Here is a 13,040-nt window from a genome sequence, read left to right as displayed (position 1 = left end):
CGTGGGTGAGGCATGCTTGGAGCATGACTGACAGTTCGGGTGTCGATGCAAGCAGCGCGCACGGGGCTGCGATCCCCTCAGCCAGCCCCAACCGGGACAGCGGTGATGCGTGGGTGCATGCTCCTGACGGCCGCAAATTCTGGGGCCGATTCGGAGCGGCCGGACTGCTCGTGCACCACCCCCGCTTGGGTGTACTGCTGCAGCACCGCGCGCTGTGGAGCCATTTTGGCGATACCTGGGGGCTGCCCGGTGGTGCCCGCCACGAAAACGAAACCGCGATCAACGCCGCCCTGCGCGAAGCCAGGGAGGAAGCCGGCGTGCCAGCCCACTTGGTGGAGGTGAAATTCACATCTCTGCTCGACCTGGGATTCTGGTCCTACACCACCGTTGTCGTGGAGGCGACGGAGGAATTTGTACCTGTCATCAGCGATCAGGAGAGCATCGCCCTGCGCTGGGTTTCGGCCGATACCGTTGACCTCCTCGCCCTCCATCCCGGTTTTGCCGTCAGCTGGCCCGCACTGCGGGGGCGGCTCGGCTGAATTTAGCCCATTCGATAGACTCGAACCGTGACTTGGGCAGCGAACATGGTGGTGAGCGACCGGGTGCTGACCTTGCCCAACATGCTGAGCTTTCTGCGGCTGGTGCTGGTGCCGGTTTTTCTCGTGCTCCTCGCCCAGGGAGAAGATGCCTGGGCTCTGGTCGTGCTCAGCATTTCCAGTGTCACCGACTGGCTCGACGGTTTTCTCGCGCGGCGCTGGAACCAGATCACTCGTCTCGGGCAACTGCTGGATCCGGCCGCCGATCGCCTCTACATCTTTGCGGCTCTGATCGGGCTCGCCTGGCGTGACCTTTTTCCGTGGTGGATTGTGCTGGTCGTCGTCGGGCGCGACATCTTTCTGCTGGCTTTGGGGATCATCCTCGCCAATTTCGGGTTTGGCCCGCTACCCGTGCACCTCTTGGGCAAGGTTGCTACCTTCTGCTTGTTCTACGCTCTGCCGATGATCATGCTCGGGCAGGCCTTTCCGCAACTGGAATGGTGGTCGCAGCCGGTGGGGTGGGCCTTTGGCCTGTGGGGCGCTTTTCTGTACTGGTGGGCTGGCATCGTCTACGCTCGCGAAACGATGCGAGTGATTCGATTGCCGAGGGTCGCCCCGGGTGTATCTTCCGATACGCTGGATCGATAGGGGGTGCATAGATGGTCGATCTATCCGGAAAAAAAAATTACAAGGAGCAGAACGAGCCCGTGCCCGCAGATCAGCCCGAAAACCCGACGACAGGCGAAGCAATGCCCAGCAAGGCGCAGTCCACCCCAGCATCCTCCACTTCTGGCGCGACCCGGGACGAGGCGACCGGCGAATCGACGACGGTTCACGACATGCTCGGCACCGACACAACCATGAACTTCAGCCAAGAGTTCGCCACCCAGATCGCGTTCATCGATTCCAATGTGACCGCGGAAGAGCAGGAGTCCATCGCGGCCTTGCCCTCGGGGTCGGCTCTCATGGTCGTGCGCCGCGGGCCCAATGCCGGTGCCCGTTTTCTGCTCGACGCTGACCTCACGAGCGTGGGGCGCCACCCCAATGCTGATATTTTTCTCGACGACGTCACGGTATCGCGTCGACACGCGGAGTTTCTGCGCAACGGCACATCATTCACGGTAAAAGACCTCGGCTCGCTCAACGGCACCTACTTCGACGGGGAACGAATCGAAACGGCTCCGCTGATCGACGGCGCCGAGGTGCAGGTTGGTAAGTTCCGCCTCACCTTCTACGCTTCGCGCCTCGACCTCGCCCGCGCGACGAGCGAGTAGTGGCGGCAAACTCCGCCCAGGCTCGTTCCGTGTCTGCGTCTTCGTCAGCAGCTCACGGGCAAGCTGGTGGATCAGCGGCGCTGCTGAGTATCGGCCAGGTGCTCGCCCGACTCACCCCGGAATTTACCGATCTGACCCCGTCGAAACTGCGTTTCCTCGAGGAACAGGGCCTCGTCGCGCCGGCTCGCACGGAATCGGGTTATCGTAAATTTTGCGCCAGCGACGTCGATCGCCTGAGACTGATCCTGTCGATGCAGCGCGATCATTACCTGCCGTTGAAAGTCATCCGCTCCTATCTTGCTGACCTGGATGCCGGACTGGCGCCAGTGCTGCCCGGCGGAACCACTCCCGGGCCGTCAATGCTGGGCACGCTGCGACGTTTGACCCGCGACGACTTGCTACGCGAGGCCGGAGCCTCCGCCACCTTGCTGCATGACGCCGTATCCGCATCAATCATCCTGCCCGCCGAACACTACGGCGACGGCGTGCTGCACGTGTTGCGCGCCCTCGTGGAACTGCAACGCAGCGGGATCGAGCCACGGCATCTGCGGGGCTTTCGTGGGGCTGCTGAACGCGAACTCGGCCTCATCGAGAGCGCGCTCGTACCGCTCTCCCGCCGCAAAGACGCCTCCAGCCGGGCGAAGGCGGCTGAAATGGCCGTCGAGATTGCCGGGCAGCTCGAGATTATTCGCGGCAGCCTGATTCGGTCAGCACTGGGCCGACTGACCCAGTAGGTCGTAGACTGGCGCAGGCGCACAGCTGGACTGCCGCCGTAAGGTGAACTCGCTCGTCTGCGCGTCTGCCTGCACTCGATCGACACGCCAAAACCATTACGCGAATGTCAGCGCGCCAGGTCTTGGCCTCGGTACCGTAGAGGAAGCGAAGCACAGCAGATTTTTTCGCATCACCAGCTGTACCGCATGAGTTCAATTGAGCACCACAGTCAATTCAGCACCACAGTGATCCAGGCTTGCTTCACTGCAGCTACCAGTCACCGCACCACGTAACCCCCGAAAGGCAACCCCTATGAGTGAGCTCAAGCCTGACGCTGACGCTTCGCGTTATTCGTTAGGACTGCTGTTCACCGATGGCATGCCCGAGCTTGATGAGAACTCCGGCTACCGCGGCGCTGTCGCCGCGCGCGCGGCCGGCATCAGCTACCGTCAACTCGATTACTGGGCCCGCACGGGCCTGGTGGAGCCCACAGTGCGCGGAGCGGCTGGTTCCGGCTCACAACGCCTCTACGGCTTCCGGGACATCCTCGTACTCAAGCTCGTCAAGCGGCTGCTCGACACGGGCATCTCCCTTCAGCAGATTCGCACAGCGGTCAACCAACTGCGCGAATCGGGCGTCAGCGACCTCGCGCAGACCACGCTGATGAGCGACGGCGCGAGTGTCTACCTGTGCACCTCGAACGACGAGGTCATCGACCTCGTCAGCCGCGGCCAGGGCGTCTTCGGCATAGCCGTTGGCAAGGTGCTCCGCGAGGTAGAAACAAGCCTGGTCGAACTCGACGTGCAGGCCATTGACTCCGCCGACGAGCTCGCCGCCCGCCGGAGCACCCGCAAAATCTCCTAGCGCCACCGGCCTCGCTTGGGCGCAGCACAACGCGCGGCTGCAACCCGTCATTCGCTCCGCAGCTCAGCAGGTCAGCAGCTCAGCGCTCCCCAGCTCAGCGCCCGGCACCCCGCGTTCATCACGGCGCATCCGCTCCTTCAGGTAACGGTTCCAATACTCTGTTGAGAAACGCGGTTAACCAGGCCGCGAGGCGGCTGTGCAATCGTGATCGGACACGAAGAAAACATGCCCATGTCGAATCGCCCCGAAAACCCGCATAGGCCGAAGCTCGAGTCACCGACCCCGCAGAGCCGAAGAAGAACTCTCTCAGACCGCTGGAACCTCGGCGTATTCGCCGATCCGCGCCGTGCGCAGCACACGGTCAAGGATCTGATCAAAGAATCCGGCCATTTCGAGTGCACTGTCACCCGGCCAGATGTGCAGGGGCTTCGCGGCGCCCTGCGCCTGCTGGAGGGAGGTGCGCTCCGGCAGCTGCGGGCTCAGCACGAGCGGCCCGAACATGTCGCGCAATTCTTTGATGCGGAACTGATGCTCAAGTGAAGCCGACCGGGCCCGGTTCACGATGATACCGAGCGGCTGAAGACGGGGGCTCAGGCCACGACGAATCTCTTCGATCGCACGCAGCGCACGGTCGGCAGCAGCGACCGAGAACAGGCCGGGTTCGGTGACGACGGCGACTCGGTCGCTCGCGGCCCAGGCGGTGCGCGTGAGGGCGTTCAGGGAGGGAGCACAGTCGATGAGCACGAGCTCATAGTCCTTCTCGATCGTTGAAAGCGCTTCTTCGAGTTTCCAGATATCGCGAATGCTCGGGTGTGGCCCGTCAAAATTGATTGCCGACGGGCTGCCGATCATAACGTCGATGGTGCCTGGGCGGTTGCGGGTCCATCCACTCGGGGCGATCGCCGCGCGAACCGTCTTTTCTTTGGGTGAACCGAGGACATCGGCGACGTTGAGGTGACCGGCGACCTGGATATCCATGCCGGTGGACACATCGGACTGCGGATCGAGATCCACGACGAGTGTTCGCACGCCACGGGCGAAGGCAGCGGAAGCCAGACCCAGGGTCACAGTGGTCTTGCCGACACCACCCTTGAGGGAACTTACGCTGAGTACGTGCATGAGTAACAACGTTACCTTCACTAGTGTTAGAGAACCTAACCGTTAGCTGTGCGCGACGTACGCCCTCGAAAGGCTTGCATGTTTGAAAAAATCCTTGTTGCCAACCGCGGTGAGATCGCGATCCGTGCCATGCGCGCGGCGTACGAGCTCGGAGCAAAGACCGTGGCGGTGTTTCCGTTCGAGGATCGCAATTCATTGCACCGCCTGAAGGCGGACGAGGCTTACCAGATTGGTGAGGTGGGGCATCCGGTTCGGGCCTATCTCGACGTGAGTGAAATCATCCGCGTTGCCAAGGAATGTGGCGCTGACGCCATCTACCCCGGCTACGGTTTTCTGTCGGAGAACCCGGAACTAGCTGACGCAGCCGCCGCTGCCGGCATCACGTTCATCGGCCCGGGCGCTGACGTACTCGAAATGGCCGGCAACAAGGTCACCGCAAAGGAACATGCCATTGCGGCCGGCGTACCGGTATTGAAGTCGACGCAGCCGTCGACCGATGTCGAACTCTTGATCAGCCAGGCTGATGAGATCGGCTTTCCCATTTTTGCCAAGGCCGTCGCCGGCGGTGGCGGGCGTGGCATGCGCCGGGTGGCGAAGAAGAGCGAGTTGCGGGGAGCGCTTGAAGAGGCCATGCGTGAGGCCACCAGTGCCTTTGGCGACCCGACGATGTTTCTTGAGGCTGCGGTGCTGCGGCCCCGGCACATCGAGGTGCAGATTCTGGCGGACGCCTCCGGCGAGACCGTGCACCTGTTCGAGCGCGACTGTTCGGTGCAGCGTCGGCATCAGAAAGTGATTGAAATCGCTCCGGCGCCGAACCTGAGTGATGAAATTCGAGTCCAGCTCTACGCTGACGCCATTAAGTTCGCCCGGTCGATCGGCTACGTCAATGCCGGAACCGTCGAGTTTCTGCTCGACACCGTTGGGGAACGCGCCGGGCAGCACGTGTTCATCGAGATGAACCCGCGCATCCAGGTGGAACACACCGTGACCGAGGAGGTCACCGATGTCGACCTCGTGCAGGCGCAGATGCGCATCGCTGCGGGGGAGACCCTCGAACAGATCGGCCTGACCCAGGGCGAGATCCGGCTGCGCGGCGCAGCCCTGCAGTGCCGCATCACAACCGAAGACCCCGCGGCCGGGTTCCGCCCCGACACCGGCAAGATCACCACCTATCGCTCACCCGGCGGCGCCGGCATCCGCCTGGATGGTGGAACCATCAACACGGGCGCGCAGATCAGTCCGCACTTCGACTCGATGCTCGCCAAACTCACCTGCCGAGGCCGCGACTATGCGGCCGCCGTCGTGCGGTCCAAGCGCGCGCTGGCCGAGTTCCGAATCCGCGGCGTGTCCACCAACATCTCGTTCCTGCAGGCCGTACTCGACGATGCAGACTTCGCAGCCGGCGACCTCAGTACCTCGTTCATCGATGAGCGCCCGGAGCTGCTGCGCGGTCGGGAGTCCAAGGACCGCGGCACCAAGATTCTCAACTGGCTGGCCGAGGTTACCGTCAACCAGCCCAACGGCGCGTCGCCGACCACGGTGCACCCGCGTGACAAGCTGCCACAGCTTGACATCACCCAGCCAGCCCCCGACGGTTCCCGACAGAAGCTGCAACTGCTCGGCCCGACCCGGTTCGCCGCGGATCTGCGCGCGCAGACCGCGCTGGCTGTGACCGACACCACCTTCCGAGATGCCCACCAGTCGCTGCTGGCGACACGGGTACGCACCAAGGACCTCGTGGCCGTGGCGCCCTATGTCGCCCGGCTGACGCCGCAACTGCTCTCGGTCGAAGCGTGGGGCGGCGCAACCTACGACGTAGCGCTGCGTTTTCTGGGCGAAGACCCCTGGGAACGCCTGGCGAGCCTGCGCGAGGCCCTGCCGAACATCAACCTGCAGATGCTGCTGCGCGGCCGCAACACTGTGGGCTACACCCCGTACCCGACCGAGGTCACCGACGCGTTCGTGCGCGAGGCGACCGCCACCGGTGTGGACATCTTCCGCATCTTCGATGCCCTGAACGACGTGTCTCAGATGCGACCGGCTATCGATGCCGTGCTTGCTACCGGCACCGCGCTGGCCGAGGTGGCTGTGTGCTACACCGGCGATTTGCTCGACCCGGCCGAAAGTCTCTACACCCTTGACTACTACCTGCGCCTGGCCGATCAGATCGTCGAAAGCGGCGCCCACGTGATCGGCATCAAGGACATGGCCGGGTTGCTCCGGCCGAGCGCCGCCGAGAAGCTCGTGGCGGCGTTCCGGGAACGTTTCGACCTGCCCGTGCACGTGCACACCCACGACACTCCGGGTGGCCAGCTCGCGACGCTGCTGGCCGCAGCCCGGGCCGGCGCCGACGCTGTCGACGTGGCATCCGCTCCCATGGCCGGCACGACCAGCCAGCCGTCTGCATCCTCCCTCGTAGCCGCTCTCGCCCACACCGAACGCGACACGGGTATTTCGCTCCGGGCCACGACCGACCTCGAGCCCTACTGGGAAGCCGTGCGCACCCTCTACGCTCCGTTCGAATCGGGCCTGTCTGCACCGACCGGCCGGGTGTACTCGCACGAAATTCCCGGCGGCCAGCTGTCGAACCTGCGCACCCAGGCCGTCGCGCTCGGGCTCACCGACCACTTCGAACTCATCGAAGACATGTATACCGCCGCGAACGGCATCCTCGGCCGGGTGCCCAAGGTCACTCCCTCGTCGAAGGTGGTCGGTGACCTCGCCCTGTACCTGGCCGCGGTGAAGGCCGATCCGGCCGATTTCGAGCAAAACCCGGGCAACTACGATGTCCCCGACTCGGTCATCGGCTTCATGGCGGGCGAGCTCGGTGACCTGCCCGGCGGCTGGCCCGAGCCGTTTCGCACCAAAGTGCTCGCGGGTCGTGAGGTGCGCGTCGGCGTCACCGAGATCACCGCGGGAGAGCGCGCCGCGCTCGGCGCCTCGAGCCTCGAACGTCGCGCGATGCTCAACCAGTTGTTGTTCCCGGCTCCGACTCGCCAGTTCAAACAAGTCAGGGAGAGCTACGGCGACCTTTCGGTTGTCGATACCGTCGACTACCTCTACGGCCTGCAGCAAGGCCAGGAGCACGCCGTCGAAATCGCCAAGGGTGTGCGGCTCTACGTGGGTCTTGAAGCGATCGGTGAAGCCGACGACAAGGGCATGCGCACCGTTATGACCATTCTCAACGGCCAGCTGCGCCCGGTGTTCGTGCGTGACACCAGCATCACCGTACAGACCAAGGCCGCCGAGAAAGCTGATGCCAACCAGCCCGGCCAGATCGCTGCACCCTTCTCCGGCGTGGTCACCCTGCAGGTCGAGGAGGGCACGCACGTTGAAGCTGGCCAGAGCGTCGCTTCGATCGAAGCCATGAAGATGGAAGCGGCGATCACCTCGCCCATCGCCGGGACCATCGAACGCGTCGCCATCCCGCTCACCCAGCAGGTCGATGCGGGCGATCTGCTCGTGACGGTGCGTCCACGCTAAGATTAGGGCCGATATCGACCAGTTGAGGATGTACCGTGCCAGACAAACGTACTGACGACCAGAGCGCGCCCGCCCGCCCGGTGTCTGCCGCAAAGCGAACCCGCGACGAGCGCGATAATTTCGACACGCAGGGTGACGATTACCACAGTGAGCTACCGCCGCACACGATTGACAACCTCGCGGCGTCATTGCCCGAGAGCCTGAGTGTTCCGATCGAGGTGACGCTCGGACCCCGCCGCTCGGTGGCGGCAGCCGTTCGGCCGTCTTTGGTAGCGGGCAACGGAATCGAGCCAACGCGCGTCGTGTCGGCACCGTCCACGCACACCGTCGAAATCTCAACGCCAGCGCCGACCCGAGCAGCCGGCACCAGTTTTGCCATCGAATCACTGTCACGAGCGGATGCTGTCTCCTCTGTTCGGCGCGACCGTAGTATCCGCACCGAAAACAGCACAGCTCCCGAGTCCGCGTCTATGCTCACGTCTGATCGCCTGCTCACGGTCAACCGCAAGACCCGCAAAGCGCCGCAGGGCGTCTGGCCTGAATTTGTCTATGCGCTCACGCTGCACCTGGTCAACCTCGGTGACTCCGCCAAGGTGCGGGCCTACAAAGAAATGGATGAGCGCATTCGTCGCCAGTTTGACGGCGGTACGCGGTTCGTGCCGATCCTCACCCGCAAGGGTGGCGTGGGCAAGACCACTGTCACGACCTTGCTCGGCATGGCCTTGGCCGATGCCCGCGACGATCGCATTATTGCCATCGACGCCAACCCCGACCGCGGCACGCTGTCCGAACGCGTCAGCAAGCAGACACGCTCGACTGTTCGCGACGTCGTTTCGAAGGCCGCGTCGATCGGCAACTTCACCGACTTCTCCTCTCTGGTCTCCCGCGACGAGACTCGCCTCGACATTCTCGCCTCCGACACCGACCCGTTGCTCTCGGAAGCATTCGATGAGAACGACTACAACGTCGTCGCCGATCTGGCCGCCCGGTACTACTCGATCGCGCTCACCGACTGCGGCACCGGTATCGTGCATTCGGTGATGCGGGCTACGCTGCAGCGCGCCGACGCCATCGTGATCGTCTCCGGCGGCAGCGTCGACGAGGCACGTTTAGCCTCTGAGACGCTCACCTGGCTGGAAGCGAACGGATATGGTGAGCTGGTGCGTAACGCGATCGTCGCGATCAACACGGCCACCCAGGGCACCAATCTGGTTCGGCTTGAAGAAATCGAGGCGCACTTTCGTTCCCGCGTGCGCGAAATCGTGCGGATTCCCTACGACCCGCAACTTGCCGCCGGCAGCGTCGTGTCGTACAAGGACCTGAAGCCGATCACTCGGCTGGCCGCACGCACCCTCGCCGAGCTCGTCGTTGAGGGCCTCCCCACCGACCGCAACCTCTAGCCGGCCATCGACTCACTCGCCGTTCACCAGCCGCCCTACCGAGGAGTTTCCCCGTGCCCGAACGCCAGATCCGTCTCTTCGGAGATCCGGTGCTGAAGACCGTCTCCGACCCCGTCAACGGGATAGACGACCGGGTACGCGGTCTCGTACAGGACCTGATCGACAGTGTACGACTGCCCGGTCGGGCCGGCGTGGCAGCGTCGCAGATCGGAACCAACCTGCGCGCCTTCAGCTACAACGTCGACGGTGTCATCGGCTACATTCTCAACCCCATAGTCGTCGAACTCTCCGGCGAGCCCGAACTCGTCGACGAGGGTTGCCTTTCTGTTCCCGGCCTCTGGTACCCCACCAAGCGCTACCCGTTCGCCCGAGTCACCGGCATCGACCTCGACAACAATCCGGTCGAACTCTCCGGCACCGGCATCATGGCGCAGGCTCTGCAACACGAAACCGATCACCTCGATGGCTTTTTATACATCGATCGCCTCGACAAAATCAACCGCAAGGCAGCGATGAAGGAAATTCGGGAGTCGACCTGGTTTTAGCCCCGCACCAACAGGTTGACCGAGCGAGTCTCGAGCGCCGGTGAAATGGGTGCGCGGACGGAGCCCAGCGGCCACGTTACTCGCGCAGCGAGATGCCCTCGGTCACCGGCGCCCCTGAATACATGGCGTCGATCTCACCGGCGAAATCACGCAGAATAATGTTGCGCTTGATGCTCATTTTCGGCGTCAGATGTCCGCTGTCCTCGGTGAGCTCAAGAGCGAGCACCGTGAATTTGCGAATCGACTCCGCCCGCGAAACCCCCTCGTTGGCATGGTCGACCGCGCGCTGGACTTCGGCAAGCACGGCTGTGTTGACGCATGCCTGCGCGAGCGACATACCGGCATCCTCATGGTTGTTGTTGAGCCAGACCGGCAGCATGTCGGGGTCGAGGGTGATGAGCGCGCCGATGAACGGCTTCTGGTCGCCCACAACGATGACCTGGCTGATGAGCGGATTCGCGCGAATGGGGTCTTCCAGGGCGGCCGGTGCCACGTTCTTGCCACCGGCTGTGACGATGATCTCTTTTTTACGCCCGGTGATGGTGAGATAGCCGTCGGAATCGAAGTCGCCGATGTCGCCGGTCTTCAACCAGCCGTCGTGGAAGGTGTCTGCGGTGGCCTGTGGGTTATTCCAGTACTCCTTGAAAACGTTGACGCCCTTGATCTCGATCTCGCCGTCGTCCATGACGCGCACCGAGACGCCGGGCAGTGGGGGGCCGACGGTGCCGATCTTGGCCCGTGTAGCCAGGCCCACATTGGCGGGGGCAGTTGTTTCGGTCAGGCCGTAGCCCTCCAGAATAACAATGCCCAGGCTTTTGAAGAAGTGACCGAGGTGCGCGCCGAGCGGGGCGGAACCGGAGACCGCCCAGACGACTTTGCCGCCCATGGCGGCACGTAGTTTGCTGTAGACCAGCTTGTCAAACAGCGCGAATTTGATCTTCATCCCGAGCGGAATCGACGTTCCCGCCTGCACTAACTGGGAATGCCCGACCGCCACCTGCGCGGCAGCATCGAATATTTTGCCCTTGCCGCCGGCGATGGCCTTCTGCTGAGCCGAGTTGTAGACCTTTTCAAAGACCCGAGGTACCGCGAGCAGAAAGGTGGGTTGAAAGCTGCCCAGTGCGGCCAGGAGCGTCTTGGTGTCACCCTGGTGGCCGACCCGCACCCCCGCGTGCACGCACAGGATCGAGATGAATCGCGCGAACACATGGGCGGTGGTGATGAATAAGAGGGTCGAGGCGCCCTCGGGGTGAACCAGTACCTCCTTGAGCGCGACCGCAGCATTGCGGCTGGTCTCAAGAAAGTTCGCGTGAGTGAGTACGCAGCCCTTGGGCTTGCCGGTCGAACCGGAGGTGTAGATGAGGGTAGCCACATCATCGCCTACGGCGAGATTGCGGCGACGTTCGATTTCCGCATCCGTCACAACGACGCCCCCGGCGACGAGCTTGTCGAGGTCGCCCAGGTCGATCTGCCAGGCGGAGCGGATGTCGGGCAGCTCCGGATGCACTTCATCGAAGCGGGCGAAGTGATCTGCGGTTTCGACGATGACCGCCATGGCGCCGGAGTCGCTCAGGTTCCACTGCACCTGTTTGGGTGAACTGGTCTCGTAGACGGGCACCAGAATTGCTCCGGCGAACCAGACCGCGAAGTCGATCAGGGTCCACTCGTAGCGGGTCTTGCAGATGAGCCCGATCTTGTCCCCGGGCTCAATGCCGGCGGCAACGAACCCCTTGGCCAGCGCCACGACCTGCGCATGAAACTCCCGAGTGGTGACGGGGTGCCATTGACCGCCCCGTGGCAGCGAAAACAGTGCCAGATCGGGAGTCGCGGTGAGACGATCCATCAGAAGATCGGTGATGTTGGCGCCAGGATCGGCGGGAACGACGGCGGGCATATCAAACTGTTTCACGGCAACTCCTTTGGTACCGGCTGAACGAGTCCACTGCGCAGTCGCGAGAGAATCCTTCGGTGAGCGGGTGTTTCGTCCAGCGGCAAACTGGTTGAGTACACTCTAGACGGTGTCCTGCGTGGCGGTCCGGCACACGGACGCAGCTCTTCTCAGGCCGAGAAAGAAAGGTGGCCCGTGCACGCCATAGGTATCGATATCGGGGGCACCAAAATTGCCGGAGCGCTGGTCGACGAGGCGGGCACCATCATCCGGTCTGACCGGCAGCCGACCACACCGGGCAACCCGGATGAGATCGAAGATGCCGTCGTGGCGATGGTGCTGTCGCTGTCCGAGGGTGAAGACGTTGTTGCTGCCGGGGTCGCTGCCGCCGGTTTCATCGACTCCGCCCAGTCGACCGTGTACTACGCACCGAATATCAGCTGGCGCAATGAGCCGTTCCGCGACAAGCTCGAGGCTCGACTCGACCTGCCCATCATTATCGAAAACGATGCCAACGCGGCCGGCTGGGCGGAGTTTCGCTTCGGTGCCGGTCGCGCGTACACCGACATGGTCACTCTGACCGTCGGTACAGGTGTGGGCGGCGCGATCGTGACCGGCAACGCCTTGTTCCGCGGCGGCTTCGGCGCAGGCGCTGAACTGGGTCACCTCCGGGTCGTTCCGGACGGGCTTCCCTGCGGCTGCGGAGCCCATGGCTGCCTGGAGCAGTACGGCTCAGGTCGGGCGCTGCTGCGTATCGCCAACGAATTCGCCGATGCCGGCGGTATCGGTCTGGGCCTGGCCGGTGCCCGGGAGCGACGCGGCAAACTCACCGGCAAAGAGGTGGGGCGGCTGATTGAGAACGGCGACGGCGGCGCTCTCGCGGCCCTGCGTCAGTTGGGCGGTGCCCTCGGGCAAGCCTGCGCCAGCCTGGGCGCCGTGCTCGATCCGCAGGTGTTCGTGTTCGGCGGGGGAGTAGCCGCGGCCGGCGACCTCTTGCTTGAGCCGATTCGCGCGGCCTACCTCGAATATCTTCCCGCCCGCGGCTACCATCCGGAAGCGGAGTTCGCCATTGCGCAACTCGTCAATGACGCCGGTGTGGTCGGCGCGGCCGACCTCGCCCGAATACACGCGGTGCGCTGAACGGATGCCGTGAGCGGGGCCGGGCGCGGCATCCACTTTGCTGTGGCAGGCGGACTAAGCTTTCGAGGTCGGATGAA

The 13,040-nt window shown here is 63.7% G+C and carries 11 protein-coding genes; 9 read left to right on the top strand and 2 right to left on the bottom strand.

Annotated elements, in window-relative coordinates; genetic code table 11:
• Positions 1–23 precede the first annotated feature (23 nt).
• From CXY72_RS14875 to CXY72_RS14855, 5 genes are all read left to right on the top strand, one after another.
• Positions 24–539 carry an NUDIX domain-containing protein gene (locus CXY72_RS14875; RefSeq protein ID WP_104128443.1) on the top strand — a complete coding sequence of 172 codons (516 nt, stop codon included), beginning with the start codon at positions 24–26 and terminating at the stop codon, positions 537–539.
• A gap of 45 nt (positions 540–584) precedes the next feature.
• Positions 585–1,184, top strand: a complete 600-nt coding sequence (locus tag CXY72_RS14870; RefSeq protein WP_104128442.1) for a CDP-alcohol phosphatidyltransferase family protein — start codon at positions 585–587, stop codon at positions 1,182–1,184.
• Between the two features lie 191 nt (positions 1,185–1,375).
• Positions 1,376–1,810: an FHA domain-containing protein gene (locus CXY72_RS14865; RefSeq protein ID WP_104128599.1), complete on the top strand. Its 435-nt coding sequence runs from the start codon at positions 1,376–1,378 to the stop codon at positions 1,808–1,810.
• 29 nt (positions 1,811–1,839) lie between these two features.
• Complete coding sequence (locus CXY72_RS14860; RefSeq protein ID WP_104128598.1) at positions 1,840–2,544, top strand: MerR family transcriptional regulator; 705 nt, start codon at positions 1,840–1,842, stop codon at positions 2,542–2,544.
• A 292-nt stretch (positions 2,545–2,836) separates the two neighbouring features.
• Positions 2,837–3,388 (top strand): MerR family transcriptional regulator, encoded by a 552-nt coding sequence (locus tag CXY72_RS14855; RefSeq protein ID WP_104128441.1) that lies wholly within the window; start codon positions 2,837–2,839, stop codon positions 3,386–3,388.
• Between the two features lie 306 nt (positions 3,389–3,694).
• Here CXY72_RS14855 and CXY72_RS14850 read toward each other — a convergent pair whose 3' ends face one another.
• Complete coding sequence (locus CXY72_RS14850; protein WP_104128440.1) at positions 3,695–4,507, bottom strand: ParA family protein; 813 nt, start codon at positions 4,505–4,507, stop codon at positions 3,695–3,697.
• Between the two features lie 78 nt (positions 4,508–4,585).
• Here CXY72_RS14850 and CXY72_RS14845 point away from each other — a divergent pair, with 78 nt between their 5' ends.
• From CXY72_RS14845 to CXY72_RS14835, 3 genes are read left to right on the top strand one after another with little or no spacing between them, the layout of a single operon-like run.
• Entirely contained in the window at positions 4,586–7,990 is a 3,405-nt protein-coding gene (locus CXY72_RS14845; protein ID WP_104128439.1) for a pyruvate carboxylase, read from the top strand.
• 35 nt (positions 7,991–8,025) lie between these two features.
• Complete coding sequence (locus CXY72_RS14840) at positions 8,026–9,390, top strand: MinD/ParA family protein (protein WP_233197861.1); 1,365 nt, start codon at positions 8,026–8,028, stop codon at positions 9,388–9,390.
• A 53-nt stretch (positions 9,391–9,443) separates the two neighbouring features.
• Positions 9,444–9,935: a peptide deformylase gene (locus CXY72_RS14835; protein ID WP_104128438.1), complete on the top strand. Its 492-nt coding sequence runs from the start codon at positions 9,444–9,446 to the stop codon at positions 9,933–9,935.
• Positions 9,936–10,011: 76 nt separating this feature from the next.
• Here the strand turns inward: CXY72_RS14835 and CXY72_RS14830 are convergent, their stop codons facing one another.
• The gene (locus CXY72_RS14830; RefSeq protein ID WP_104128437.1) at positions 10,012–11,844 is read right to left on the bottom strand and encodes a long-chain fatty acid--CoA ligase; all 1,833 of its coding nucleotides are present in this window, start codon (positions 11,842–11,844) and stop codon (positions 10,012–10,014) included.
• A 174-nt stretch (positions 11,845–12,018) separates the two neighbouring features.
• Here CXY72_RS14830 and CXY72_RS14825 point away from each other — a divergent pair, with 174 nt between their 5' ends.
• Complete coding sequence (locus CXY72_RS14825) at positions 12,019–12,963, top strand: ROK family glucokinase (RefSeq protein WP_104128436.1); 945 nt, start codon at positions 12,019–12,021, stop codon at positions 12,961–12,963.
• The last annotated feature ends 77 nt before the right edge of the window (positions 12,964–13,040 follow it).

It is taken from the genome of Cryobacterium sp. Y57, from assembly GCF_002929505.1.
GTDB lineage: Bacteria > Actinomycetota > Actinomycetes > Actinomycetales > Microbacteriaceae > Cryobacterium.
This window is presented reverse-complemented; position numbering and strand designations above follow the sequence as displayed.

Coding starts and splice junctions, on each gene's coding strand:
- CXY72_RS14875 (WP_104128443.1), top strand. CDS start 24: ATGACTGACAGTTCGGGTGTCGATGCAAGCAGCGCGCACGGGGCTGCG.
- CXY72_RS14870 (WP_104128442.1), top strand. CDS start 585: ATGGTGGTGAGCGACCGGGTGCTGACCTTGCCCAACATGCTGAGCTTT.
- CXY72_RS14865 (WP_104128599.1), top strand. CDS start 1,376: ATGCTCGGCACCGACACAACCATGAACTTCAGCCAAGAGTTCGCCACC.
- CXY72_RS14855 (WP_104128441.1), top strand. CDS start 2,837: ATGAGTGAGCTCAAGCCTGACGCTGACGCTTCGCGTTATTCGTTAGGA.
- CXY72_RS14850 (WP_104128440.1), bottom strand. CDS start 4,507: ATGCACGTACTCAGCGTAAGTTCCCTCAAGGGTGGTGTCGGCAAGACC.
- CXY72_RS14845 (WP_104128439.1), top strand. CDS start 4,586: ATGTTTGAAAAAATCCTTGTTGCCAACCGCGGTGAGATCGCGATCCGT.